Origin of the sequence: Nostoc sp. CMAA1605 (assembly GCF_021596505.1) — a bacterium.
Classification (GTDB): Bacteria; Cyanobacteriota; Cyanobacteriia; order Cyanobacteriales; family Nostocaceae; genus Trichormus.
The window spans coordinates 1-25,766 of the sequence record NZ_PJIZ01000029.1; the positions used below are offsets into that span (position 1 = coordinate 1).

Below are 25,766 nucleotides of genomic sequence, written 5' to 3' on the forward strand. Positions count from 1 at the left end.
GTGCTAGAGAAATAACTGAAGTAGGCAAATTATGCGTCGTCATATCTAACTCAAGCTTGCTCTAATTGTGTGAAGAGAAAATTAGTGTTTTCAGTAGTAGTTTTACTTTCTAAATTACCAATTAAAATTTTTGAACCACCACTTGGCTGACTTTGTTGATTTTGCGGTTGATTCTTTTTGGGAATCGTCGATAAACCCATCTGTTTGAGCAAGCGTTTGATGTGGCGATCGCTGATTTCTATACCGAATTCTTTAGCTAAATGTCTCTCTAAAAAATTAGCTGTCCAACGTCGGAAAGGATAGCCATAATCACGGGGATTACTGTTAACTAATACTCTTAATCGTTCAATATATTGATCATTTACTGTTTTAGGACGACCAATAGGACAATCTTGCCATTGATGAGCCATACCCGCACGCGCTATGTGCATCCAATGTCTCACAGTTGCAGGAGAACAACCCAATCTACGACAAATTACGGTTTGTGATTTACCATCATCTGCCAGTAACATAATTTCAATGCGCTGGCGGTAAGATGTCGAAAGATTTTCTTGCAAACTCTTTTCTAATAATTTGCGTTGAAACGGTGTTAAATACTTACCCTGAATATTTTGTGATCGATGTTCAGACATAATAGTTTGGTTCAACATCAGATTGTGCAAGTTATTTTTGTCACTCCGTAACCTAACTTCTCAACTCAGTAAATGTAAAAAATACAGAAGTATAGGTACGAGTTTTGTGCCAAAAATAAAACTCTTTATATTTATTCAGGGCAGTATGTAAGTTTTATGCAAAATGATTGGTTACGCGTCACATTATGTAACACTTAGCCGATAGCCACAATTTTGGGGGATCAACACTAAATTTCTCAGTAATTAAGTAGCAAATCCTGAGAGAATGTGTATTAGAGTCATAACGCTGCGCTTAATTACCAATAGTTACGAAACAGGTATAGTAAGTGAAAGCAAAATTGAGATAAAAATAGCAAAATACTATAATTAATTATTTGTGTTAATTACTAAGAATAACTTGATCTAAGCATTCATAAGAATTGCGATCGCTATGACTGCAACCACTAAAAAACTCACTTTTGCTGAGTATCTCAAATATAACGATGGCACAGATACCCAATATGAATTGGTAGACGGAGAATTAATCCCTATGAGTCTTGGTACTGGTAAACACGGTAGCATAGCCAAGTTTTTAGAACGCAGCTTTGATGACGAATGTGCCAAGATGAGTAAAAATTGGACAGCGCAAAAATTCTTTGTAGGAGTGCGTTCACCACGTGGAGGACGCTGGGACACTTTACGAGTGCCGGATGTAGTAGTATTAACGGCAGAGCAATGGGAAGCACTGGCTCATCGAGAAGCTGTAATTGAACTTAACGAAACTCCACCCATATTAGTAGTAGAAGTAGTCAGCGAATCTACACAAACAACAGACTACCGCAGTAAGCGTTCTGAATATGCCGTTCTGGAAATTCCTGAATACTGGATTGTTGATCCAATTCAAAAGATAGTCACAGTATGCACCCTAGTCGAAGGGTTTTATGATGCAATGGCATTCCAAGGAAAAGAACTCATCAACTCTGCCACTTTTCCACAGTTGAATTTAACGGCTGAACAAGTTTTGGCAGCTAAAAAGTAGTATTATTTCCAACTCCCAGCCTACATCAATTATCGAAACAATTGGGTCTAAAACCGGACTTCGTCCCGCTACGCTAACGCCTTTTAAGGCGAAAAGTTTTGGCACGGGGTTAAAACCATGTGACAAAACGTAATTGCGAATTGCGAATTGCGAATTGCGAATTAGTTTATCAGGTTGGGTCATTTATTGCACCCATAAATAAGATACTACCTGTTTGATTGTCGCGAATGACAGTAAAGAAGGGACGGTCAACAACCATATTAAATGGTGTTTCTGGCTGTCTGATAGATGTAGCCACTATCCCCACAGAAGTAGCCGCACTAGCTTCTGTACCTTCTTCATTGACTTCTACAAAGGTTTTATGTCTTACCTGACTAATAGCCAGATTTTTCCCCATACCGGAAAAGTTAGCTTGTTCAGTAAAAGCCTCACCCATACCTAAAGCCTGTAATGCGTCGTTGAGGGTGATATCGTAGTCTGTCTGAAACTTGGGTAACTTAATTGAGCCTTCACGCTGTCTAAATTGAGACATCCATTTGTCCCAATTTTCAGCATTTAATTTTTGAGAAAAGGCCTTGAGGTTAGAGTTTGACTTGGGTAAGAAAACGTACAGACTCACTTTACCATCTTGACCATAAGGCAAACTCACAGCCTGAAATTGTTCATTCTCGTAGTATTTATATTCACCCTTTTGTGACATCATTGGGTGTTGTTTTTGCTGAGTTGAGGAGATGTAAAAAGGCTGGGATTTAGTTTGACTGACATCAAACTTTTCACTCCATTGACCTTTGAAATATATAGCGTTCACTAAGAATAGAACTTGATTCGGCTCTATTTTGTCAACAATGCTGTCAATTTTACCCTTGGTATTATCTTTTACCCATTTGTTAATCGTCTTGGGGGTAGCAGCATCCTGAAAATTTAAACTTGTGACTTGAGCTTGATAGAAATCTTTGGCTTTTTGAATAAACTCAGGACGCAGACTAGCATTTTGATTTGCCCATAACGAGTTAGCAATCTGCAATTGGACATTGTGCTCAGGATTTTTTAACAGCTGATGGAGTGAAGCATAAGCAGAGTTAAGTTCTGGGAGATTGATACCCTGTAACTCCAGAGTCTTAGCCATTGCTTGCTGAGTCGAGCCGCTAGCCCCATTGTAGGTCATGGACAAAGCGATCGCGACACTAGTCGGCGACACAAAGATATTCTTGCTGTTACCCTCTTGTTTGGAGATTTCCTGAAATAGCTTAAAGCCAAACTTATTATTAGCAGAGATAACTTTTGTATCGGGAATTACTGTTTTTTTTTGCACTGATGAAGCTGTGGGTGATAGTTCAGATTGTGCTAGCGCACTGGTATTATCATTTACCTGGGAACAACCTAACACCCCAAACAAAACCACGCTAGCTGCTGCTAAAACATAACGTCTTCCTAAGCTAACAGCGTAACGTCTTTGCAGGAAACTTCTCTTCACACCACTGAATTTCTGCCGATTCATTCTACTACCTCGTGTGCCGAAATTTTTGCTATGTTTACCAAAAACTGACGTTAATGCTGTGTTCAATATCTAAATTCTGCACTAACAACAATTTAAATACCCTGTGGTTACAGTTTTGGTAACGGTAATTTTGCGGCAAAATTCAATGATGATAGATTGAATCGTTAGTAGATTTACTCACTAAAATTCAATAAATGTAGAATACATTTTCTAAAAATAAACAGTATTTAAAATTACAAAAATTCATCGAAAATTGGGAATGGGGCATAGGGAATTGGGCAGAGGGCATGGCGCATAGGGCATAAGAGTAAAATCTCCCTTGTCCCCAATCCCCAATCCCCAGTCCCCAGTCCCCAATCCCCAATCCCCTAATTCCCAACCGTCCACCACGCCAAAGCATAGGCTTGAGTCGGTTCGTTAGCTTGTTTTTGGAACTGTACACGAATTTTGTAGTTACCGTTAGCAGGTACAGGACAAAAAATGTGTTCTACGCTATCAATTTCACTAATTGAAGAACAAATCACGCCTTTATCGGTAGTTTGAGCATCGGCTTTGACTAGATAAAGGTCTAAATTATTTAAACCGCGATCGCTAAATTTTTCTCCCACATCATACATTTGATTATTGTTAGCATCCTTGAGTTCGACTAAACGATCCCAAGCCAAAGTGATAGAAACATAACTTCCCTGCTTTAACGGTTTTGCTAACGTATAATCAACAGCATTATTAACATCTACCTGTCGATAATCCCAACCAAGAGAGGGGATAGCAGCTGTCGGTTGCCATTGACCAGCACTAAACTGTTGATAGGCACGAGAAACATTTAAATGACCAGTTCCCATTTGAGCATCTAAAGGTACTTTAGGGTTTTGGTAAGCATCAGAAGCTAGCCAATCTTGATTTTGTTTATCAATCAAAGTCCGCGTCATCCCCAAAAGTAAACCGTTACCTTTATCTTGGATTTTATCTGCGGAATTCATCAACACAGCCTTCATCACTTGATGGCGACGACTATCAACACTCCAATTGGGTTGTTTTTTGCGTAGTTGTCTGTCGCCAAATTCTTGGAGTAAAGCCACAGTAGCCGTCACATGAGGTGCAGCAAAGCTTGTACCCGTAACTTTATTTAATTTGCCATCAGGATTCAGCAGAGAAATATTACTCCCAGGTGCAACTATACCTATAGCACGCCGTCCATCCAAATTAAATTCCCTACCCGCTAGTCGTCCACTCACCCCTTGATTTAAACCAGCCAGATTAGAAACATCGACTTTATTAAAAATCCCTCCCCGTCGGGATGAAAAAGCCACGTTGATTCCGTTAAAATTATCTGTAGGGATAGGAATACCACCTTTACCTTGATTGCCTGCGATCGCATACAAAACATCATGCACACGACTAGACCAATCAACACATAGCGTCAATAAAGCATTACCGTCTAAAGTCGCATCAGGCCGGGGGTCGCGGTTCAAAGGTTCGCCAAAACTAAAGTTAATAGCACGAACATCACCGCCATTTTGCAAAGCAATGTGTTGAGCTGATAAACACTCTTCTGGTTGACCCGTATTTTTTGTAGAACCTACAGCAGTAGAATATAGTCTCGCCTGTGGAGCGACTCCAGGATAAGCCTTATCTCTACTGACCATAACTCCAGCCACATTGTAAGCGTGGGGGTCAACACCATTATTAGACTTAGCCGGAGCATTGCGCGAAAAAACTGCCGCCAAAGAAACAGCGCGATTTTTAGAAACCGCCTTATCCCAACCAAACATCCCCGGACGACCAATTTCCACCTGACCTATAGCAATTTTCCGTCCCAATAAATTATAAGGAGCCTGATGTAACTTCAAAGCATCAATACCATTAGTTCCTAAAGAACTTTGTACAGCCACAGCCAACACCGGCAAACTCAAAACCGAAGCACCGAATCCCCAGAATATCCAAGTTAGTTTTTTAGTCATAGTCAATGGTCAATAGTCAATAGTCAATAGTCAATAGTCAATAGTCAATAGTCAATAGTCATTAGTCATTAGTCACCACCGGCTAAACGCCGCGCTTCCGCTAACAGCACTTATTACTCATTACTCAGCACTCAGCACTCAGCACTTATTACTCATTCTGATTTGTCCACTCAGTCATCGGTCAACAATCAATAATTATCAATGATCATTTTCAAAGTTCTCAATATTTTGTTACAGTATTTTGTTACAATGCTTACAGACGAGGACGCTTAAAAACCCACTAGCCATGACCCAAAACCGATCTGAAAAACCCATTGTTATTTCTCCATCTATCCTATCAGCCGACTTTAGTCGTTTAGGTGATGAGATTCGGGCTGTAGATGCAGCTGGAGCTGATTGGATTCACGTTGATGTAATGGACGGTCGTTTCGTACCTAATATTACAATAGGCCCTCTGGTAGTGGAGGCGATTCGTCCAGTAACTAAAAAACCTCTCGACGTTCACTTGATGATTGTTGAACCAGAGAAGTATGTAGAAGGTTTCGCTAAAGCAGGTGCAGATATTATTTCCGTACACTGTGAACATAACGCTTCTCCACACTTGCACCGCACTCTGGGACAAATCAAAGAACTCGGTAAGCAAGCTGGGGTTGTACTTAACCCTGGTACTCCTCTAGAACTAATTGAATATGTTCTAGAACTGTGCGATTTAGTATTAATTATGAGCGTTAACCCCGGTTTCGGTGGTCAAAGCTTTATTCCCGAAGTTGTACCCAAAATCCGCAAACTGCGTCAAATGTGTGATGAACGTGGTTTAGATCCTTGGATTGAAGTTGATGGCGGATTGAAAGCTAACAATACTTGGCAAGTTTTAGAAGCTGGCGCAAATGCAATTGTGGCTGGTTCTGCTGTATTCAACGCTAAAGATTACGCGGAAGCAATTACCAATATTCGTAACAGCAAACGTCCCACACCAGAATTAGCCAAAGTTTAATTCTATTAATAGTTCTGTAGCACAAAAATGAGGGTAGAAGATGTTCTACCCTTGTTTTTTGCTAAATCCTGGCAAAATCTTCTAAAGGCGCGATCGCATATTTTCCTTGCTCATCCTGACTCACTAAACCTAAAGCGAGTAAATCTCTATCAATAAACAACTTTGTCGCTTTACCACCTGCATCAATCTTGGCGTTAATTAACTGCACGGCGTAGCAGATAGTATCATAAACCCGTTGGGGATTGATTGCAGTGCTAATAGGTTGATATCTGCTGACTGATTCACATAGTCGGTAAACACCGTGTTCTTGAGATTGAGGATAGCCATAATGCTGAACGGCGCGTGGTAAGAAATATCCAGCCGTGATTGGCTGTTCTCCTGAAGGACGAACACAGGAGTAACTGCAATCACCAATTGTATCAGCAGCTATACTCCCAGGCATAAATCGCAGAACATTGAAATTTAAAAAGTCGGGATTGCACTTTTCAATTCCAAAGCGAATTGCTGCGATATCATCTGCAAAAGTTGTCGGTTCATAACCGATAATCTCAGTTTTATCATGCTTCAGCTTGGCTTTTGGCAATCCTAAAATCAAAAAATAACTGCTAGGTAATCCAGCTTGATTCATATCTTGAAAAACTCTGGCAATTTTATCTGGATAATCAAATGCTTGCTTAATTTGACTTAAAATAGAGCCATTAAATTTGTGACTTGCTAAGGATACTTCTGGTAAAGTATGCTCAACGCCAAAAAACATATATACACAATTATGTTCTACTAAATAACGCATCTGTTCATAGTTAATTTTATCGATGCGAGTATTTGAACCCCAAACAAATCCTTCTGCTTTGAGAATTTCTGCTTCCTGTCTAGCAGATTGATCATGAACTGTGAAAGTATCAACATCTAAGTAAATTGCTTCATAACCGCGCTGCTTTAATTGCTGTAACTGTCTGCGGAAAGAGGCTTCACTTAATCTGATGATATGATTACTCTCATTACTTTTATTACAGAAACCACATCTCCAAGGACATCCTCGCTGGGTAAAGATTTGAGCTGTTTTTAATTGTCTACCATTTGTATCTTTAAAAATATCCATATCATGCACTTGTTCTACATGAATCAAACCAAAATTTTGGTCGATATCGTCAAATTTATGAACTCTTGGTGCAATAGCATAATGAAAAACAGCATTTTTACTATCCTCATTAACGCGGTGAAATTTACCATCCTGAGTCATGAAACATAACCCGGATAAATGGTTCATCTCTTCATAAAAAGTGCCTCTAGCCATTGCATGAGCAATTTCGATAATTGATTCTTCTCCTTCCCCATCACAAAAGGCTGTAATCCAAGGAGTGATGCGGGCAATATCGGCAACACTTTTAGTTGCATAACCACCAACTAAAATTGGTACATTTTCTCTGCCATATTTTTGGAGTTCTGCGAAAATTTTGCTACCATGCTCGTCAATTTCTGTCCATTGATTTGTTAGACAACCAGAAAAAATGATTAAATCTGCATCTCTAATTTCATTTAAAACATCATTGAAATTTAAATCCCGACGTTCTAAATCTAATTGTACAACTTTACTAAATCCAGAATTTACCAAACTAGAGGCTAAAACAGGCAAGGCTTTGTTCGCACCGTTGAAGCTTCTGTGTTTGATATATTCACCAATCAATACAATTTTAATAGAAGGAATCTGAGTAGAGATTTGTTGATTTTGAGTTTGATATAATAACACCATTACATACCTAAAATGATTACTTTTGGATGGTGTAATGCCCTGGCTTTGCAATCTACACCTATAAATCATCTCAATAAGTGAATAGAAAAACAGAGTGATGGACTTGTATTCATATATCCTCAGCCGTATTTTAGTAACTCACTTTCATCAAGAATGTATTAATTAGACCTCTTGCATGAATCCTTGGGTGTTGCTAAAAATATTATTTAAAAGCTCACGCAAAGGCGCATACCGCTAAAGCGGAACCCGAAGGGTAGACGCAAAGAAGAACGCAAATAAATAACTCTTCAATTATTTGTGCAAGAGGTCTATTTTTGAGAAAACTACTGCTCAATAGCACCTAACATTTTTAAAGAAGCTCTTTCAGCATCGTTTAAGCCTGTAGTATGGCTAATATCCATGCGTTCATAGAGGCGATCAGATTTTAGCGATCGCGATCGGCTACAAGTTTGCATATCCCACAGCTGAATCTTTTCGTCTTCACTACCACTAGCTAATAACTTGCCATCGGGACTAAAAGCTAGAGAACGAATCGCTGCTGTATGTCCCAATTTCAGAATTTCTAGACACTCACCTGTATTCACTTGCCATAACATCACAGTGGTATCAGCACCAGCACTAGCTAAAATCTGTCCGTTGGGACTAAAGGCGACTGAGTGGACTTGTTTATCATGTCCTGTCAGGGTTTGAATACATTTGCCTGTGGTGAGATTCCATAACTTCACAGTTTGATCTTCGCTACCACTGGCTAAAAGTTCCCCGTCGGGACTGAATGCGACTGACCAAATCATGTCTTGATGGTCTGTGAAAGTTGCGATACATTCTCCGGTGGTGACATCCCACAGTTTAATTTGACTGTCAGCACTACCACTGGCCAGAATATTTCCACTAGGATGAAATGCTACTGTCCACACCCAATGGCCATGTTCTTTGATTTTTTTCAGGCACTCTCCACTAGAGATATCCCAAATGCGGATACTGCGGTCTTCGCTGCTGCTGACTAGGGTTTGCCCATCAGGACTAAACGCCACTGTCCACACCCAGTTACCATGTCCGATCAAAGTTTGCAGACATTTGCTATGGCGAATATCAGTAATGTCCCAGAGTTTAATTGTGTTATCCGCACTACCACTGGCGAGTAGTTGCCCCTTGGGATGAAAGGCGACAGAACGAATCCGCCCTTCATGTTCTCTGAGAATGTGGCATTCTAATGTTTGTAAGTTCCATAGACCGATGCTGTAGTCATCCCTTCCACTAGCCAGGATTTGACTATTGGGACTAAATGCTACCGAATAAACATCACGGGTATAGCCTTGCAAGACTTTGAGACAATTACCTGTATTGACATCCCACAGTCTGGCTGTTTGGTCATCACTACAACTGATCAGGGTATTACCATCAGGACTAAAAGCGATCGCCCATACCTGGCTGTTGTGACCATGTAAGCTTTTCAAGCATTCACCCCGTTGGATATGCCAAAGTTTAATTGTTCTGTCTTCACCAGAACTAGCCAAAATTTGACCATCAGGGCTAAAACGCACAGAATAAATTTTTTTAGTATGTCCCTCCCAGATTTGCTGACATTGACCTGTATTGACATCCCACAGTCTCAGGGTGAGGTCTCTACTTCCACTAGCTAGTGTTTTCCCATCGGGACTAAAAGCAACAGAATGAACATCGCGGCTATGACCATTCCAGGTTTTGAGACATCTACCTGTTTTGATATCCCACAGTTTAATTGTGTTGTCGGCACTGCCACTAGCAAGTAAACGAATATTGTGAATAGTGGGAGATGGTTGGAAAGTCACAGACCACACCCAACCATCATGACCACTGAATGTTTGCTGACAAACACCTGTAGCAATGTCCCAGATTTTAATAGTTTGGTCTTCACCTGCACTAGCTAACAGAGAACCATCAGGACTAAAAGCTACTGAGTAAACTTTATTGGTATGTTCTTTGAGGGTATGTAAACATTCGCCTGTGTATACATCCCAGAGTTTAACTGTATAGTCAGCACTACCACTAGCCAGGATTTTACTGTCTGGGCTAAAAGTAAAAGCCCAAACCCAAGCATGATGGCCTCTATAAATGCGAATTTGCTTGATATCGCTAGTGCGCCATAGTCTGATTTCTCCAGTGATTAAACCCGTAGCAAAAAATTTGCCATCAGGACTAAATCTCACAGAAACGACACTAGACATGGTTTCGGTGAATACAGAGCCACTTAAATCAGTATTAGCGAAGCTGGTGTCTTTTAAGTTGACATCTTTGAGATAAGCTTGCCAGATTGTCAAACCAGAAAAGTCACGCCCACTTAAATCAATGTGAGAATCATGCGGAGATTTATCTATCTGGAGTTGTCGAAGTAGATTAATTAAATTACCAGCCGCATAACCTTTTTTTGGGGGCGATTCTTGCTGTAAATTCCTCAGAATTCGCCTTAGATGAGATTCTAGTTCTATAGTTGTCCCAAAAGCTTTGATCAGCTTTTGTTTAACAGGCTCTAGGATCAGCCGTTCTTGTGCTTGTCGGATATAATCAAGCGATCGCACCTGCATTAAAGGGTGGACATTAACAAACTCCGGTTTTTTTTTTCGCTTAAGTCAGAAGTGAACTGTTCAATGTAACGTTTAGTGACATATTCCATTACTACAGATTGTTGGCGGAATCTGCTGGCGTTTGCTTCTTTTTCAATGAGCGATCGCCGTAATAATGATTCCACAACTTCTAGAATATTAGAATCTGCATCTGTGTTTCTTAAATCATTTTTTAGTTGTGCCAGAGAGACGTATTCTCGATGTATTGCTAGCCGATACATCACTTGTTTTTCTAAATCTGACAAGCGTTTAAATTGCGTATCTAGCAGAATCCGAATATCTCCGTAAACAGCATTTGATTCTTCAATTTCTTTGATAAATTCCGTAAGATTATTGCTAAATAAGTCATAAACTGTAGTAGCAACTATCTTTAACGCTAAAGGATTACCAGAATATTTTGTGACTAATTGTACCAATTGTTCATCAGTACAATTGCATCCTTTGTCTAGCATAATCTCCCTAGCTTCTGCTAAATCTAGACTAGATAATTGCAGAACTTTAACTGGCAGATTTTTACCTTCTAGGGCAGCTACTTCTTTGGGTTTTTCCCGACTAGTTAATAGTAAGCAACTTTTATGTGATGCTTCTGCCACCTTCTTAAACAAGTAGCCGTAATTTTCATAGCCAGGTTCATATTCACCTGCCCATTCTTGAGTTTTCCCTTCACCACTACGTAGGACTGATTCGACATTATCTAAAATAATTAGATATCGATGTTTTCTTAAAAACTCAATCAGTAAAACTATTTTGTCATTTTCGCTAACTTTTGCATAATCTTCCGCATCAATAGGCAATAATCGCAAAATTTGGGTGAGAATCTCCTCTAATGGTGGAGCATTGCGGAGCGATCGCCAAATCAGATAGTCAAATTCTGGTTGGACTTGTTTGGCAATCTTCGCTGCTATCACAGTTTTACCAATTCCACCCATACCCAATATTGCTACCAATCGACATCTGAGGGCATCATCTCCAACTATCCATTCCTCTAATTCGTGGATTTCTCTATCTCGACCACGAAAACCTTCTACATCAACCGCTTCCCCCCAGTCTTCTTGGGAAGATATAACATTTTTATCAATGCCTTGATACTGAGCATATAGCTTTTCTTTGAGGTTCTGAATTTTTTTATTACCACCTCCTTCTATACCTAATTTGCGGTAACTTTCTCCCAATCTTTTTCTGACTGCGGGTTGCGAAATATTCAGTTTTTCGGCAATTTCTGCACCAGATTCCCCTTTTAATGCCAGTATTAAAGCATCTAACTCTGTTGAGGTTACACCATGTTGATTGGCAACTCCTCTGATGAAATCATCAGGCAACAGAGGCATATTAGTTGCGCTCTTCATCTCATTTCAACTCCACAGTTATATTTAAATTATCAGTATGTGAGAATATTTTGTTATAGCATGACTTGCAAGTCTAGATAAAGAGTAATATTTTGCTTTTTTCCAGACTTCACAGTAACTACACAATTGTATTACTAGTTGCTAGTTGATGTTGTTTCAGCTTCTATCAAATTGTTTTTTCTACCTGAAGAACAAAAATAGGTCTAAGGTGTGTCATCGATTAGCTTTAGATTCCTTATCAGTATTAACTTCTGGGCTTTAGGCTTACACTCAGTGATAATTGCTGAAATTCTTGCCATGAGAGCAGTTCATCTTTAATTGATGACAGATCCTAGTTATGTCCCGAACAATCGGCTGATTAAAAGGTTTTTGTATAAAAGCTTACTTTTAGTATAGCTAGCTATATTTAAGTGAGAGAAAAAGTATATCTTTTGTTACAAAACCTAACGTTATTAAAGAAATATTTCCATTAAGTGCTTGCTTTTTCAGAATCAATGCGTGTATCTTATAGCTATGTATCTTTATGTGAGATATACATATAAGTTTCAAACTCAACAGCAACTTTAGGGAGCAACTATCATGACCAACTTCTCACGGATGTCAGACTTTATCAGAAATTCCAACTCCATCTCAACCGTCTTAAAGATAGCAGAACAATCTCCAGAAGTATTGCGTACGTTCAAACTGCAAGAAAGAGGTAGTCCAGAAATGTTAGCCAATCCCAATTGGTTGTATGAAGTTGAGTTACCAGCAGTGTTTTCACATATAAGTCTTTTGCTGATTGAAACTTTATCAGAAACTCAACATGGTCAACTACTTATCTCTAGCAAAGATGCTAACCATGAAACGATTATCGAATTGAGTGGTCATATCAGTCACCGCCATAAATTGAGCCGCAAACAGCTACAAGAAATGCAAAAATTACATGATTACATTCTTGACGCTTGGATAAATTGTAGACATTTCTACAATCGCAAATAATGCACTACAGACCCACAGCTATCGACAGGTTGAGAAAACTAATAGCTAGTTGAGGTGAGCAACACAACTAAATATTTGATTTTCTGAAGACATTTGGCTTTTGATAAATGAGAAGTTTACAAGCCGGACGTGTAATTTAATTACATTGCCCGGCTTTTTGTTTAGCTTTATTTGATACCAGAGGAAATCCTTATGAACAGTAACAACAATCGCGAAAGTTCTCTTGTTCATCTCCCTACAGAAAACAGACAAAAAACTATGAAAAAAAATCTCCAAGACAAGCAAAATCCACTGTTAATTTTGACTGGTACGGGACTGAAATATTTTGTATTAACTTTAGCTGGTTTTGCGATCGCTATAGTTGTGTTTCAAGTTTTCGGAGCATCCGCACTCACCGAAATCTTGTTATCTGGTGCTGTTTGGATATGGTTCCTACGGGTTGCAGCTTTGCTATTTTCATTATTTGCGGTTGGCATGATTGTTGAGTCTTGGCGTTGATGTAGATTTTTAGTGCAGCTTCAGATATTGCCTTTGGTTTAAGCTAATCAGCCAAAGGTTTCTCATTACTAGGAGGTCGTATTATGTCAGATCCAAATAAAGAAATAAAAGGTGAAGCACTTTCGCCAATTTTGGTCATACTAGTTGCAGGCTCAATATCTTTAGCAATTGTCAATAAAGATAATCATCCTGCTTATTTCGATATTGTAAAAATAGCTATGCTATACAGTTTAGGTTCTCACAAATCCAAGAGTCAACCAAAAGAGTAAGCCAGACACAATCGATTTCCAAATCAAGACAGATATTATCATTGTGTATGCAAAGGGACAAGGAGCAAGGAAAAAATAGACAATAAATCTAAATTATTGTCTATTTTTCCCTAAAACCAATTCCTAATTTGCAATAAAAAAAGGTGGGTATTATCCCACCATGTTATTACTGAACTCTAAACTTATTTGCGGCTACCCAGCCACTTAGCAGCTGCAATCCCAATAATTCCTGCAACTACGGGATTGCTAAGGAATTTGATAATCCCTGGTTGTTCTGCTAGAACTTCCCGGAAAATGTCGGGGTGGTTGTGGTAGGCGAAGGATGCAAGTCTGCTGACATCATCAGCATTCATACGGCTGGCGTGGTGTGTCGAAAGTCCTAACTGCTGTTCTAGGTGGCGTTCGTCTAAACCCCTTTGCTTGAAATGCTTGAAAAAAGCGCGCGCTACATCATCACGTTCATTGGGTTTAATTTGGGCGATCGCTTTTTGTAATTCCGGTTCCATTTGGCTAGGGGGAATCCGTTCTGGCTGTAAGGAACGATTGAACAAATTACGACGTTGATCTGGTGTTGTTCTTTGTGCAAAATCGTCAAAGTTTTCGTATTGAGTCTCGTTATCACCTAAAGACTCAACATCGCCTCCAGCCAAATCTTGCATGATTTGTCTTCTATATTCTTCGCTGCTAGTCACTTTTCTCATCTCCTTATGAAAGGATTGGGGACTGGGATTGGGATGTAAAAAAGAGTTGCTATACTTCACACTCTTTTCCCTGTAACCTCTTTAGCTATACTGAATTTGATTTGTTTGGCTATTGTATTTGGCAGTCAAAATCAACTTCTTATCAGGGCCGTAAACTAAAACAGTGAGATTTTGATCAGGGAAATTTTTCCGAAAACCTTGTGCTAAAGATTTAGCTAAAGGTTTCACTTCGTTAGGACGCACTTGAGGAGAAATGACAACACCTAGTTTATTGTTGTCACGTACATAAGCATCTTGAACTAATCCTTTAGATGTTTGTACAACCCAATTACCAAAAGTTTGTCCTGTTGGGGTGTTACCTCTTTCTAATTCTGAGTAGGTGACATTTCTACCAATGGCTGGTTGTGTTGTAGTGCGATCGCTTTGCGTTATTGTTCCACCAGCACAAGCTGTAGTTATCATCAACACTGCAATTAAAACAAAAGTCGTTAAAATTTTGCGACTCTGTTTTATTAAATTCATATTTTTTCCTCCTGTTATTTTTTCAGCTATATATCTTCAGTTTAAAAAGCTGAAATAATTAATGTTTTTATAAAATGTTGATCAAATACTAGAAATACGACTTGATTATTGAAATTATTTACGTATGTAGGGAACAGGGAACACAAAAAAAGTCTACAGAGGCGTAATGAACTCTTTGAGAATCAAACGTGATTTTTGTATATTTCTTTGCTTCTGATAGTTGATAAATGTAGAGATATGATACCAATTTAGGCTGAATGGTGTTATCTATTTTGAGATTCTGGAGTAGTTTATAAATCTAGACTTTTAACCCAAAATCCCAAATCCAAAATTGGTATGAAATTCATATCTCTACAGTCACTACTATATTCCTACCAAGCCATGAAAGCCTAAAATCACCCAACAGACAATTACCTTAATCAAGCTTTTTCTTAACCTCGTCTTTAACATTTTCCACAGTGTGACGAACTTTACTTTCAGCTTGTTTGGCTTTACCTTCAGCTTGATCTTGAGGATCGCCAGTTACGTTTCCTAAAGCTTCTTGGGCTTTACCTTCAATATTTTTAGCTGTGGCTTTTGCCTTGTCTTCTAAACTCATAATACACTCCTAAATTAGTGTGATGTGGAATTGTTTCTCAAGCAATAAAGAAAATTTGAGATTAGTTGATTAATCTATGCAAGATTTTTTTTCACTTCATCTTTGATATTTTCGATGGTGTGACGAACTTGGCTTTCAGCTTGCTTGGCTTGTCCTTCAGCTTGGTCTTGAGGATTACCAGTAATGTTTCCTATTGCCTCTTGAACTTTGCCTTCGATATTTTTAGCAGTCGCTTTTGCTCTTTCTTCTAAATTCATGTTTCACTCCTACAATTACCTAAAAAGTATTTTTTCCAAGCAATTACTATGAATTGACCTGATGTTGTTTGCCTTCAACAATATATAATTTAGCTTTGTAAATTCCTCAAATCTTCCACCACTAGATATATTATTCATCTATGCACAAAGACATAATGAGGTAGATTTTGTAGATAACGGCTAGCAATTATATAAAATAAAATATGACTATACAATTTACTGATGCCATGTAACAATCAAATGCTGGTCTTCTTAAGCGATCGCCCAGTCATAAAGATGATTTTCTCGTATACACTATTGACTATTGATGCAAAATCAATAAGCTGCCATCTTCAAAATCCAATTACTCAGTTAATATATTATATGAACTCATATAGCCACTAAATTCGATTATTGAAAAAAACAGTACACCTCTATTGCCTATTCCTTACTTAATACTGCAACTTTATCAAATCCGATTTCTATATAAACTTGATATCATCCATACAAACAAATCAAAAACCCAGTTCCTTAATAGAAGTAACTGGGTCAATAATAGATTGATTATAATTAACGAGATTCTCTGTTTCTCTAGTCTATAAAACCCATCAGATTCTCAGAATCATCAATATCATTGGAAGCCACAGGACGATTACCCATCACAGAATAGCTGCTGGAAATGACTAGCGCACTAGAAGAAATGGGACGAACTCCTGACAAATTAATACTGTCAACAACTTGAATTGTATTAGCAGCGATAGGACGAATTCCCATCACATTCATTGTTTCAACAACTTCCAAATGACTAACTCCTATGGGACGTAACCCAGCACTTGAAAATGTGTGAGATACTTCTAAATCACTACTAGTAATGGGACGATCGCCTGCAACGGCTAATTTCCCTACCACCTCTTGTTTATTGGACTTTTCTATCTCCACTGGCAGATTAGCACCTTTTTCGACTTGTTCTTGATTCGAGCTATGACCTTGGTTATTTTCAACTTCCACCGTTGTTTCTCCTTTAAGTTTGGCACGTCTTTGCCGAGGGCTGACCGTTTTGCCATTACTGCTGATGGTCATAACTAGACACCTCTGGTTTCTTAACTTGACTTTACAATATTTAAGGAAAGCTTAGAATATTTCCTATATAAGAGAGTTTAACCTTAAATAACCTTGCATAGATATAAGTATCTTCAAAACTGATACATAAGTAAATTTAAACTGCGAATTTTTGTAAAATAAAATTGCTGATTGAGAAGGGACTGGGGATTGGGGACTGGGGACTGGGAATTTTGGATTTTGGATTGAATTCCAAGCAAAATACTAGCGTGGGGATAAGAATAACCCTTGTTTCCCCTACACCCTTACACCCCTATACCCCTACACTCTTACACCCCTACACCCTTACACCCTTACACCCCTATCTATACCCCCATACCCCTATATCCCATCCCTAACGCTACTATGAAATAGGGTATTTTTTAGTACAAATGTATGACAGAATTTGGTCTGCAAGCTCCCTTTAGTCCGACTGGCGACCAACCACAAGCGATCGCCCAGTTAGTTGCTAGCATAGAAGCAAATAACCGTTATCAAACCTTATTAGGCGCGACGGGAACAGGTAAGACATTTTCCATCGCCGCAGTCATTGAGAAAGTGGGTAAGCCGACTTTAGTTTTGGCGCACAATAAAACCCTAGCTGCACAACTTTGTAATGAGTTGCGGGAATTCTTCCCAAAGAATGCTGTGGAGTATTTTGTCAGTTACTACGATTACTACCAGCCAGAAGCTTATATTCCCGTTACTGACACATATATTGAGAAGACAGCAGCCATTAATGACGAAATAGATATGCTGCGTCACTCAGCCACGCGATCGCTATTTGAACGGCGTGACGTAATTGTTGTAGCATCAATTAGCTGTATCTATGGTTTGGGTATCCCTTCCGAATATCTCAAAGCCGCCATCCCCTTAAAAGTAGGGATGGAAGTCAATCAGCGTGAGATTTTACGGGATTTAACTTCAGTACAATATAGTCGCAACGACCTAGAAATGGGACGGGGACGTTTCCGTGTCCGTGGTGATGTGCTAGAAATCGGCCCCGCCTACGAAGATAGAATCATTCGGGTAGAATTCTTTGGCGATGAAATTGACGCAATTCGCTACATTGACCCAGTTACAGGGGAAATTCTCCACAGTTTATCAGCCGTCAATATTTACCCGGCGCGTCACTTTGTGACCCCAGAGGAACGCTTAGAAATCGCCTGTGAAGATATCGCCGCCGAATTAAAACAACGCAAAGCCGAACTCGAAGAAACAGGTAAATTAGTAGAAGCACAACGCATAGACCAACGTACACGCTACGACTTAGAAATGTTGCGGGAAGTTGGTTATTGTAACGGCGTAGAAAATTATTCCCGTCACTTAGCAGGAAGACAAGCCGGAGAACCACCAGAATGTTTAATTGATTATTTTCCCAAAGATTGGCTATTAGTAATTGATGAATCACACGTTACTGTCCCCCAAATTCGCGGGATGTATAACGGCGACCAAGCCAGAAAAAAAGTCTTAATTGAACATGGCTTTAGATTACCGAGTGCGTCTGATAATCGACCTTTGAAAGCTGAAGAGTTTTGGACGAAAGTTAATCAATGTATTTTCGTTTCTGCGACCCCTGGAAATTGGGAATTAGAAATTTCTGAAGATAGAATCGTCGAGCAAGTAATTCGCCCCACTGGAGTAATTGATCCTGAAATTTTTGTTCGCCCCACTGAAGGACAAATTGATGATTTGTTAGCAGAAATTCAAGACAGAATAGACCATCAAGAACGGGTATTAATTACCACGTTAACTAAACGCATGGCAGAAGATTTAACCGAATATCTCCAAGACCATAGCATTCGTGTGCGTTATTTACACTCAGAAATTAATTCCATTGAACGCATTGAAATCTTACAAGAATTACGCGAAGGCAACTTTGATGTTTTAGTGGGTGTAAACTTATTGAGGGAAGGTTTAGATTTGCCAGAAGTTTCCTTAGTGGCAATCATGGATGCCGATAAAGAAGGGTTCTTACGTGCTGAACGTTCCTTAATTCAAACTATCGGGAGAGCCGCGCGTCATATCCGAGGACAGGCGATTTTATATGCCGATAATTTAACAGATAGCATGATTAAAGCTATTGAAGAAACCGACAGACGGCGGGGAATTCAGATGGCATATAATAAGCTGCACGGAATTACACCACAGCCGATTGTCAAAAAATCCAGTAATGCAATTTTGTCTTTCTTAGATATTTCAAGAAGATTAAATTCTACAGATTTAGAAACTGTAGAAGAACAGCTAGGAGAATTGCCACTAGAACAAATTCCTGAATTGATCACTCAATTAGAATCCCAGATGAAAGAAGCAGCAAAGAAATTAGAATTTGAAGAGGCAGCAAAATTGCGCGATCGCATCAAGCAACTGCGCGATAAAATGCTAGGACGCTAGATGCAGTCGCTGGTTTTTCTTGGCATCAACCCGACACCAACAAATACATGATTTCAAATTTTATAGATTAGTAGGGTGCATCAGTATCAATAAATTCATCATGGGAATAGTTAGCTTTTCTCTCGCTGACGTACCCTACATCCACTAATACCAATTCACTAAAATCATGGGCGTTGCTGATTAATGGGATGATTTATGTTTCGCGCAAAGGCGCAAAGGCGCAAAGGTGCAAAGAATTAATTTTCTACTTTGCACAAAAGTCTCAGTTCATCCCGCATTTATGCAACGCCAAATCATGAAACAGATTCAAATCCAGAAACTCTTACAAAATATGGATTTTCTTAATTTTGTAGGCGCAAGCCTTTGCTACGCAACGCTACCGTGTTCACCGGAGGTGTTCTCGGAGAGTACCCGTAGGGTATTTTGAATTGGTATGAACACTATTTCCAACATGAGAGCGGATAGCGTTGACCGTTCCATGTAGTCCAACCCGTGGTTCTATTGTTTGTAGGCTTTGGTAAATACCATCGATTACCATCAGCATGACGGAAATACAATCCGCCACGATTCCCTTGACGCGGTTCTGTCAACGCCACCCAGCGCGAACCGTTGTCAGAAAAACTACCTTTCCAGCGTACACCAGAAGAGGTGCTGCAAGTATCACCGTTACAGCTTGTTTGGCTATCATCAACTACATCCCATCTCATACGGGCTGGTCGTCCGTCGATATTACAGTCCCAATAACCACCCCACCAGCCAGAAACCTGACCAGCAGGGGAAGGAGGGGAAACGACGAAGGATAAAGCGATCGCAGATGATAGAGTTAAAAGCGATCGCTGCATTAAAGTCTTCATAAAATTACCTCTTATTTTGAAAACTAGATTGTCGGTCATGTGATTTTTGGCAATGGTTTAAAAATCAAAGTAAAGGCTATCAGTCTTTAATAAATGAGGTATTACGTTCTTATTGTGGACATCAGAGTAAGATTCAAAACGAAACCTAACATTTAAATCATTTGATAATTAAATTACCAACTTTTCCCAACAGGCTCGCTATGAAAATACAGGCATAAACGAGCAAGGAAAACTAAAAAATAGATATTAAATTTATCAGCTAGTAGGGTGTGTCAGTATGAATGATTTCTGAAGATAGTTAAGTTTTTCGCACTGACTCACTCTACATATAAGTAGAACGGTGTAAATAATTAAAGGTTTGTAGTAAGGACTTTAGTCCTCTCATAAGGACTAAAGTCCTTACTACGAACTAAATGCAATTTTTTTACATTACTTTACATAGTTTGGTTTTTTCAAGTCGTTCTACTTACTCAATAACTTGCCTTAACTTTTATTGAGATAATCTATTCCCTAACGGCTCCATAAACTACCACCAAAATTCTCTCCACCTGAGATTTTTTCGATACGATTACCTGATATCCTCAGCGTCATCTCACCATATCCTCTAATTGCACCTTTAGGAACATCAGCCCAGCTGCCAATTATTTGGTTGCCCCTGATTGTACCCTGAAATACGTTTGACCAAGTTTCTCCACCATCAGCACTTTGACCATACCACCACAACTGATTACCCACTTGGCGAATAAAGTAAACTCCACCATCATTACAGTTCCAAACGCCTGTTAAACTGCTAGCTTGTGCAACAGTAAAAGAGGTCTGAGAAAGCTTTGTAGAAAGGAAAGCATTGTTTTCTTGTGTGGAGACTTGAGGCTTTCGATTTAAAGCATTAGCATAAGTTGATTGAGATATCATGATAACCGCAAGCGGAATCATTGACATAGACGCAAGTTTTAATAATCCCAAACTTGGTTTTCGGAATTGCATAAAATCTCCTTTAAGTTTGTATTAAATTACTGTCTATACGTAACAACAATCAGTAATTTAACTGAGTAATTTATCATCTGGAAATTTGCTTTTATATGAAAAATCATAAAATTTCATAAAAATTCAGGTACAGTCACACTACTTTTAATTGCGATCGCTAATACCTTATCAACTAAGCAGATATAAAAATTTAAATATTATATTGATTTAAGATTAAGACGTAATCGTTAATAGTCAAGGGTTTCAGCTTGCTTAACATAGCTAAATAAAGACTTTACAAAACTCCTGACATTTTATGAAGTCCGTAGTGAGGACTAAAGTCCTTACTACAAACTCAATCCTGTTACTAAACAGCCGTAGTTTCTGCTGTATTCGTAACTTGCACCAACTCATACAATTTGGTTTCAAATTTCTCCATACAGGCTGACCAATCATATTCCAAGATGGAAGGACGCGCCTGTGCGGCCATAGCTGCTTTCAGTTCAGGGTTAGAGAGAATTTCTACAACCTTTTGAGCAAAATCTGCTGGGTTGTTGGGTTCAGCTAAAAAGCCATTTTGACCAGGAGTGACTTGTTCTGAAGTTGACGGTGCTAAGGCTGCAACTACAGGAGTACCAGAAGCCAAAGCTTCGTTAGTAGTGGTGCAGAAGTTCTCTGTCACTGAAGGATTGACAAACACATCCGCACGCGCAAACCAACCTAACAACTCTGTACCATGAGACTCACCCCAGATAGTAATACCTGAGCCGAACTTTTCAGCACGTTTGCGAATTTCTGCATCTAGAGGGCCACTACCGACAATCACTAAATGCACGTGGGGAATTTTAGCCGCAATCAAGGGATAAGCATCAATTAATTGGGGAACATTCTTTTCAGCAGTGATGCGTCCCACAAAGAGAATCGTCGGTCTATCATCGTCAGGGATGGGGTTGTGAGAGATATTGCGAGGATGGAATTTCTCACAATCTATTCCCTGATAAGGGACATATTCGCTAGGGTAGCATCCTAAATTTTGGTATTTAATCAGTTGTTCGCGAGAAGAAAAGACATTGAGATCGTAGACTTCGCTAGACTGCTTCACCAGCATAGGAATGATGGGACGAAAGAACTTAAAGAAGACATCACCCAAGTAGTATCTGATATAAGCAACGATATCTGTGTGAAAGACTGAAATAATGGGGGTTTTAGTCCGTTGGGCATACTGCACACCTACAGGACGACCATAACCTTGGATTAAAACCGAGTATACACCCCGCATTTGGGCTGATTCTTCAACAATGATGATATCAGGTTGAAATTCTGTGAGTAATTCGGTATCACTCCAATGGCGATAACTCAGAGGTTGGGGTAGAGATTTGTAAAATATCAGGGGTTCAGTGGGGAAAGAGTAGGACGAGAAATTAGGATAAGACTTTAACTCATCTAACCCAGGCATAGGGCGATCGCCCACTTGTTTAGGATACTGATCATTAAACTGGGGATGGACTAAAAAAACTTCATGTCCTTGTTGTAGTAACCAACGCACCCTCTGATGAACAGCAACGGAAACCCCAGTTAAAAAAGGAGCATATAACCCTGTAAATAAAGCAATACGAAGTTTAGGCTTGTTCATAATTTTGAATAAGTTTGTGAATCTTGTTTGATCAATTTGAATAAGGTCTAGGATTTACGCATTGATTCCAAGAGTTCACAGAGAAATTTGGCGATCGCTTGGTTGATCTTTCGTCTGATAAGGATGATATTCCTTTAATCGGATCTGCCAAGAACCTTGCACTTCATAGGTAACACCACGCCAATGGACTGTCGGCATATCCAATGAACGAAACATGGCTATGGCATAAATCCAGTGTGTGAAGGGCATTCCTATAATCATCTTCCAGATGAGTGGCCATGATAATTCGATGACTGGTTTACCTTGAGAACGAATCACTGGCTGAATACTCAACTCCAAAATGATCATGAGCATCACTAACGCCAGTATATAAATTACGTACCAAAGGAAGGCGAGAGTAGCTGTATTCCCATCACCGCTAAACCAAGCTAGTACCATCACGACAATTAACAGATGTGGTAGCAAAATCGTCAACACTGTATCAGCCACCACCGCAGGCCACAAAGGATGGTAAAGACGAGAAGCCATCAATTGACGTTGTAACCAATACCTCAAACTCGGTAAATCTGTCTCCTCTTGATTCAACATAATCAAAGAAGGTACAAACTTCACCTTCAGGTTATGTTTACTCAAGACACTACGAATCATCGTGTCTTCGCCAAAGGCTTGTCCCCACTTCTCCAACAGTCCTGTCTGATGTAGAACCTCTGTCTTAATAGCTAAAGTCCCACCCCAAGGAATCCCGTAGAGGGACATCTGTACAACAGCTGAAACATTCCAGATGTAACGAACTAGAGAACCCCAATACCTACCAGTTGGAAGATACCAACGATTTCCTGTAGTTGCGCCCACAGAAGGGTTATTTAACGGTGAGACTAATTCCCGCAACCAATTGGAATGCACTATCGTATCAGCATCAACTAACGCCACAACCTTATAAGACTCATCTAGTTCTGATACCGCTTGAATTAAAGAACTACATTTGAGACTACAGGTCTGTCGAATGCTTCGCAAATGATTAATTTGGTAATTAGTCACACCCAATTGATTAATCGTATCGCTCACAACTTGCCAAGCTGGGTCTTGTTCACTATCGATAATCAGCTTCACATCGTAATTTGGATAGTTTTGCTGAAGTAGCGATGTTAAACAATTAGGTAAAAACGGGTCAGCACCCCTTAAACACAACAAAACGGCTGTTTTCGGTAATTGCTCATCAGGCAAAGTTTTGGAACGAGAATTTAAACTCCACAAAAACAGCAAGATGATACTGACCTGAATAACTAACCAACTCACCAAAAATTTCGATATCGATACCACAAAATCATTCATTATTTATGACCTCTACAAAAAATCATTCACCAGTTATTTACAAAGCTCATGATCTGTTCTAGAGAGCATATCTAATTGTGATTGAGTGACTATGAAGTCTTGCACCACTATTTATCTGAAGCAAAAATTTCTTCATGTTTTTAGAGACTCCAATCAGCAATTAAATTCTCGATATTCCCAGGATTAATCGGAAATAAACAACTGTAGGATTTACGCAGAATTCAAACAGATCAAGAGTTCGCACCACTTTGTTATGTAAATCCTCAGTTAAAAACTTAAGAGCTAATTCACTTCTGACTTTTCACGGTATCTAGAAAACCCCTCTCCATAGAGCGAAGCTCTTCTCGGAGAGTACCTCTCCCCTACAAGGAGAGAGGCTTTAATTTTCCCCCTTCCCTAGTAGGGAAGGGGGTTAGGGGGTTAGGTTTTACGTTAACTTTTCTACATAACTGAAAAGTCAGAATTCACTTCTCAAACAAAACCAAAAAACTCCTTTTAACCTGGTTCGTTCTCTGGATTAATGTTGGCATTTATTCCTGTATTTCTTATGCTCCATAACCAGAGAATGGGAGTTTTCAAAGAGAAATTTTGCTATCAACAGGTTGATCTAAAAAATCATAGGGATGATACTCAACTAACCGCACATTCCAAGGGCCGCGAATCCGGTAAACAATCCCTCGCCACTTTACAGTTGATATCCATATAGAAGAGAGCATCGCTAGCCCATAAACCCATTGTGTTAAAGGGATAGCTAACAAAATCCTCCCTATCAATGGTAAAGACAGTTTTGTTCCTGGCTGACCTTGATTGCGAATCACTGGTTGTAATACCATCTCAACCAGCAGCATTAACGAAAGTAATCCCAAAGTGTAAATGCTGTAGGATTTAAACAATAAATCTGCTACTTCCCACTGGGCATCACCTAACGACAAGAAAAACAACACAATTGTGAAAGTGGGAAAAAAAATACTAGACACAGCCTCACTGACAATAGCCAACCATCTGGGATGGTAGAGACGTGAATAAAGAATCAGACGTTGGATATAGTCAAGTATCCCCAACAAATCACACTCTTCACGATTCACCATAATCAGCGACGGCACAAACCTCACCTTCAAACCATGCTTTTTGAGGATGTTGTGCATCATCAAATCTTCTCCAAAAGCCTGCGCCCACTGCTCTAAAATTCCCGTGTGACGCAGTACCTCTGTTTTCACAGCCAAAGTCCCACCCCAAGGAATACCGAATAGGTACATCTGCACAACTGAAGCAATATTTCCTGTGTAGCGTACCAACGAACCCCAATATTTGCCAGTAGGTACATACCAACGATGACCGGTAGTAGCCCCAATTTTAGGATTTTCTAAAGGACTAACTAACTCTCTTAGCCAATTGGAATGTACGATGGTGTCTGCATCGACTAAAGCCACTACTTGATAGGAATCATCCAAATCAGAAATAGCTTGAATCAAAGAACTACACTTGAGACTACAGTTGTGGCGAATGACCCTTAAATGATTGATTTCAACATTAGTTACACCCAGTTGATTAACTATATCCTGAGCAATTTGCCAAGCTGGGTCTTCTTGACTGTCGATAATCAGCTTTAAATCATAATTGGGGTAATTTTGTTGTAAGAGTGCCTCAATACAGTTGGGTAAAAAAGGATCAGCCCCACGCAAGCACAGAATTACAGCTGCTTTAGGTAACTGTTCATCAGGTAAATTTTTCGTCTGTGATAATCGCACATATAACAAAAACAGCAGCGAAATAAATACCTGAATCCCCAACCATCCCAGTAAAGACCTAAACAAGAATGCTGCCAGTTCTCTCATGACATTTATCAGTCTCCGGCAACCTGTGCCATCTGTAATAGTTGAGAGGTAAT

24 protein-coding genes and 1 pseudogene are annotated in these 25,766 nt (G+C 39.4%); 8 read left to right on the forward strand and 17 right to left on the reverse strand.

The features are described 5' to 3' along the window. Positions 1 to 50: 50 nt before the first annotated feature. Positions 51 to 632, reverse strand: coding sequence for a helix-turn-helix domain-containing protein (locus CV014_RS12345; RefSeq protein WP_236142298.1), 582 nt, complete (start codon positions 630 to 632; stop codon positions 51 to 53). 430 nt (positions 633 to 1,062) lie between these two features. On the opposite strand from CV014_RS12345, the gene CV014_RS12350 reads away from it, so the two are divergent. After that, positions 1,063 to 1,650 (forward strand): Uma2 family endonuclease, encoded by a 588-nt coding sequence (locus CV014_RS12350; RefSeq protein WP_236142299.1) that lies wholly within the window; start codon positions 1,063 to 1,065, stop codon positions 1,648 to 1,650. Positions 1,651 to 1,819: 169 nt separating this feature from the next. Here CV014_RS12350 and CV014_RS12355 read toward each other — a convergent pair whose 3' ends face one another. From CV014_RS12355 to CV014_RS12365, 3 genes are all read right to left on the reverse strand, one after another. Then, on the reverse strand, positions 1,820 to 3,148 hold the full coding sequence (locus tag CV014_RS12355) for a serpin family protein (protein ID WP_236142326.1): 1,329 nt from the start codon (positions 3,146 to 3,148) through the stop codon (positions 1,820 to 1,822). Between the two features lie 243 nt (positions 3,149 to 3,391). Further along, complete coding sequence (locus CV014_RS12360; RefSeq protein ID WP_236142300.1) at positions 3,392 to 3,535, reverse strand: hypothetical protein; 144 nt, start codon at positions 3,533 to 3,535, stop codon at positions 3,392 to 3,394. Then, complete coding sequence (locus tag CV014_RS12365; protein WP_236142301.1) at positions 3,517 to 5,109, reverse strand: S8 family serine peptidase; 1,593 nt, start codon at positions 5,107 to 5,109, stop codon at positions 3,517 to 3,519. Before CV014_RS12365 ends, CV014_RS12360 begins: the two co-directional genes overlap by 19 nt. Before the next feature lie 286 nt (positions 5,110 to 5,395). On the opposite strand from CV014_RS12365, the gene rpe reads away from it, so the two are divergent. Beyond that, a complete protein-coding gene (gene rpe / locus CV014_RS12370; protein WP_103140099.1) occupies positions 5,396 to 6,103 on the forward strand; it encodes a ribulose-phosphate 3-epimerase in 708 nt (235 codons plus the stop codon). 61 nt (positions 6,104 to 6,164) lie between these two features. On the opposite strand, the gene CV014_RS12375 is transcribed toward rpe, so the two are convergent. The 3 genes from CV014_RS12375 to CV014_RS12385 form a co-directional block, all read right to left on the reverse strand. Further along, complete coding sequence (locus CV014_RS12375; protein ID WP_236142302.1) at positions 6,165 to 7,853, reverse strand: B12-binding domain-containing radical SAM protein; 1,689 nt, start codon at positions 7,851 to 7,853, stop codon at positions 6,165 to 6,167. A 323-nt stretch (positions 7,854 to 8,176) separates the two neighbouring features. Then, positions 8,177 to 10,414 (reverse strand): WD40 repeat domain-containing protein, encoded by a 2,238-nt coding sequence (locus tag CV014_RS12380; RefSeq protein WP_236142303.1) that lies wholly within the window; start codon positions 10,412 to 10,414, stop codon positions 8,177 to 8,179. Continuing rightward, the gene (locus CV014_RS12385) at positions 10,414 to 11,799 is read right to left on the reverse strand and encodes an NB-ARC domain-containing protein (protein ID WP_236142304.1); all 1,386 of its coding nucleotides are present in this window, start codon (positions 11,797 to 11,799) and stop codon (positions 10,414 to 10,416) included. The genes CV014_RS12380 and CV014_RS12385 overlap by 1 nt, the downstream gene beginning before the upstream one ends. A 579-nt stretch (positions 11,800 to 12,378) precedes the next feature. Between CV014_RS12385 and CV014_RS12390 the strand changes: the two genes are divergently transcribed. The 3 genes from CV014_RS12390 (at position 12,379) to CV014_RS12400 (ending at position 13,547) form a co-directional block, all read left to right on the forward strand. Further along, positions 12,379 to 12,780 carry a hypothetical protein gene (locus CV014_RS12390; RefSeq protein WP_236142305.1) on the forward strand — a complete coding sequence of 134 codons (402 nt, stop codon included), beginning with the start codon at positions 12,379 to 12,381 and terminating at the stop codon, positions 12,778 to 12,780. 192 nt (positions 12,781 to 12,972) lie between these two features. Then, positions 12,973 to 13,278, forward strand: a complete 306-nt coding sequence (locus tag CV014_RS12395) for a hypothetical protein (RefSeq protein WP_236142306.1) — start codon at positions 12,973 to 12,975, stop codon at positions 13,276 to 13,278. An 83-nt stretch (positions 13,279 to 13,361) separates the two neighbouring features. After that, positions 13,362 to 13,547 (forward strand): hypothetical protein, encoded by a 186-nt coding sequence (locus tag CV014_RS12400; RefSeq protein ID WP_236142307.1) that lies wholly within the window; start codon positions 13,362 to 13,364, stop codon positions 13,545 to 13,547. A gap of 182 nt (positions 13,548 to 13,729) precedes the next feature. Here the strand turns inward: CV014_RS12400 and CV014_RS12405 are convergent, their stop codons facing one another. The 5 genes from CV014_RS12405 to CV014_RS12425 all read right to left on the reverse strand — a co-directional run bounded on the left by CV014_RS12405 (position 13,730) and on the right by CV014_RS12425 (position 16,684). Beyond that, positions 13,730 to 14,239, reverse strand: coding sequence for a hypothetical protein (locus CV014_RS12405; protein ID WP_236142327.1), 510 nt, complete (start codon positions 14,237 to 14,239; stop codon positions 13,730 to 13,732). Between the two features lie 90 nt (positions 14,240 to 14,329). Next, positions 14,330 to 14,770: a hypothetical protein gene (locus tag CV014_RS12410; protein WP_236142308.1), complete on the reverse strand. Its 441-nt coding sequence runs from the start codon at positions 14,768 to 14,770 to the stop codon at positions 14,330 to 14,332. 415 nt (positions 14,771 to 15,185) lie between these two features. Beyond that, on the reverse strand, positions 15,186 to 15,368 hold the full coding sequence (locus CV014_RS12415; RefSeq protein ID WP_236142309.1) for a CsbD family protein: 183 nt from the start codon (positions 15,366 to 15,368) through the stop codon (positions 15,186 to 15,188). A 74-nt stretch (positions 15,369 to 15,442) separates the two neighbouring features. Further along, the gene (locus CV014_RS12420; protein ID WP_236142310.1) at positions 15,443 to 15,625 is read right to left on the reverse strand and encodes a CsbD family protein; all 183 of its coding nucleotides are present in this window, start codon (positions 15,623 to 15,625) and stop codon (positions 15,443 to 15,445) included. A gap of 570 nt (positions 15,626 to 16,195) precedes the next feature. Then, complete coding sequence (locus CV014_RS12425; protein WP_236142311.1) at positions 16,196 to 16,684, reverse strand: hypothetical protein; 489 nt, start codon at positions 16,682 to 16,684, stop codon at positions 16,196 to 16,198. Between the two features lie 164 nt (positions 16,685 to 16,848). Between CV014_RS12425 and CV014_RS12430 the strand changes: the two genes are divergently transcribed. Continuing rightward, positions 16,849 to 17,061: a hypothetical protein gene (locus tag CV014_RS12430; protein WP_236142312.1), complete on the forward strand. Its 213-nt coding sequence runs from the start codon at positions 16,849 to 16,851 to the stop codon at positions 17,059 to 17,061. A gap of 37 nt (positions 17,062 to 17,098) precedes the next feature. Then, a complete protein-coding gene (uvrB, locus tag CV014_RS12435; protein ID WP_236142313.1) occupies positions 17,099 to 19,096 on the forward strand; it encodes an excinuclease ABC subunit UvrB in 1,998 nt (665 codons plus the stop codon). A 440-nt stretch (positions 19,097 to 19,536) separates the two neighbouring features. On the opposite strand, the gene CV014_RS12440 is transcribed toward uvrB, so the two are convergent. Continuing rightward, complete coding sequence (locus CV014_RS12440) at positions 19,537 to 19,950, reverse strand: DUF6006 family protein (RefSeq protein WP_236142314.1); 414 nt, start codon at positions 19,948 to 19,950, stop codon at positions 19,537 to 19,539. A 47-nt stretch (positions 19,951 to 19,997) separates the two neighbouring features. On the opposite strand from CV014_RS12440, the pseudogene CV014_RS30610 reads away from it, so the two are divergent. Further along, positions 19,998 to 20,099, forward strand: a pseudogene (locus CV014_RS30610) (BrnA antitoxin family protein); the annotation flags it as partial. A 361-nt stretch (positions 20,100 to 20,460) separates the two neighbouring features. Here CV014_RS30610 and CV014_RS12445 read toward each other — a convergent pair. The 4 genes from CV014_RS12445 to CV014_RS12460 all read right to left on the reverse strand — a co-directional run bounded on the left by CV014_RS12445 (position 20,461) and on the right by CV014_RS12460 (position 25,713). After that, entirely contained in the window at positions 20,461 to 20,862 is a 402-nt protein-coding gene (locus tag CV014_RS12445; RefSeq protein ID WP_236142315.1) for a hypothetical protein, read from the reverse strand. 418 nt (positions 20,863 to 21,280) lie between these two features. Next, a complete protein-coding gene (locus tag CV014_RS12450; RefSeq protein ID WP_236142316.1) occupies positions 21,281 to 22,546 on the reverse strand; it encodes a glycosyltransferase in 1,266 nt (421 codons plus the stop codon). A 75-nt stretch (positions 22,547 to 22,621) separates the two neighbouring features. Continuing rightward, a complete protein-coding gene (locus tag CV014_RS12455; RefSeq protein ID WP_236142317.1) occupies positions 22,622 to 23,878 on the reverse strand; it encodes a glycosyltransferase in 1,257 nt (418 codons plus the stop codon). 575 nt (positions 23,879 to 24,453) lie between these two features. Further along, a complete protein-coding gene (locus CV014_RS12460; RefSeq protein WP_236142318.1) occupies positions 24,454 to 25,713 on the reverse strand; it encodes a glycosyltransferase in 1,260 nt (419 codons plus the stop codon). Between the last annotated feature and the right edge of the window lie 53 nt (positions 25,714 to 25,766).

Bases quoted from the DNA above. Each gene is read 5' to 3' on its own strand.
- CV014_RS12455 (WP_236142317.1), bottom strand. From the start codon at position 23,878: ATGAATGATTTTGTGGTATCGATATCGAAATTTTTGGTGAGTTGGTTA.
- CV014_RS12350 (WP_236142299.1), top strand. From the start codon at position 1,063: ATGACTGCAACCACTAAAAAACTCACTTTTGCTGAGTATCTCAAATAT.
- CV014_RS12420 (WP_236142310.1), bottom strand. From the start codon at position 15,625: ATGAATTTAGAAGAAAGAGCAAAAGCGACTGCTAAAAATATCGAAGGC.
- CV014_RS12355 (WP_236142326.1), bottom strand. From the start codon at position 3,148: ATGAATCGGCAGAAATTCAGTGGTGTGAAGAGAAGTTTCCTGCAAAGA.
- CV014_RS12385 (WP_236142304.1), bottom strand. From the start codon at position 11,799: ATGAAGAGCGCAACTAATATGCCTCTGTTGCCTGATGATTTCATCAGA.
- CV014_RS12380 (WP_236142303.1), bottom strand. From the start codon at position 10,414: ATGCAGGTGCGATCGCTTGATTATATCCGACAAGCACAAGAACGGCTG.
- CV014_RS12390 (WP_236142305.1), top strand. From the start codon at position 12,379: ATGACCAACTTCTCACGGATGTCAGACTTTATCAGAAATTCCAACTCC.
- CV014_RS12460 (WP_236142318.1), bottom strand. From the start codon at position 25,713: ATGAGAGAACTGGCAGCATTCTTGTTTAGGTCTTTACTGGGATGGTTG.
- CV014_RS12375 (WP_236142302.1), bottom strand. From the start codon at position 7,853: ATGGTGTTATTATATCAAACTCAAAATCAACAAATCTCTACTCAGATT.
- CV014_RS12400 (WP_236142307.1), top strand. From the start codon at position 13,362: ATGTCAGATCCAAATAAAGAAATAAAAGGTGAAGCACTTTCGCCAATT.
- CV014_RS12365 (WP_236142301.1), bottom strand. From the start codon at position 5,109: ATGACTAAAAAACTAACTTGGATATTCTGGGGATTCGGTGCTTCGGTT.
- CV014_RS12415 (WP_236142309.1), bottom strand. From the start codon at position 15,368: ATGAGTTTAGAAGACAAGGCAAAAGCCACAGCTAAAAATATTGAAGGT.
- CV014_RS12345 (WP_236142298.1), bottom strand. From the start codon at position 632: ATGTCTGAACATCGATCACAAAATATTCAGGGTAAGTATTTAACACCG.
- rpe (WP_103140099.1), top strand. From the start codon at position 5,396: ATGACCCAAAACCGATCTGAAAAACCCATTGTTATTTCTCCATCTATC.
- uvrB (WP_236142313.1), top strand. From the start codon at position 17,099: ATGACAGAATTTGGTCTGCAAGCTCCCTTTAGTCCGACTGGCGACCAA.
- CV014_RS12410 (WP_236142308.1), bottom strand. From the start codon at position 14,770: ATGAATTTAATAAAACAGAGTCGCAAAATTTTAACGACTTTTGTTTTA.
- CV014_RS12450 (WP_236142316.1), bottom strand. From the start codon at position 22,546: ATGAACAAGCCTAAACTTCGTATTGCTTTATTTACAGGGTTATATGCT.
- CV014_RS12440 (WP_236142314.1), bottom strand. From the start codon at position 19,950: ATGAAGACTTTAATGCAGCGATCGCTTTTAACTCTATCATCTGCGATC.
- CV014_RS12425 (WP_236142311.1), bottom strand. From the start codon at position 16,684: ATGACCATCAGCAGTAATGGCAAAACGGTCAGCCCTCGGCAAAGACGT.
- CV014_RS12445 (WP_236142315.1), bottom strand. From the start codon at position 20,862: ATGATATCTCAATCAACTTATGCTAATGCTTTAAATCGAAAGCCTCAA.
- CV014_RS12395 (WP_236142306.1), top strand. From the start codon at position 12,973: ATGAACAGTAACAACAATCGCGAAAGTTCTCTTGTTCATCTCCCTACA.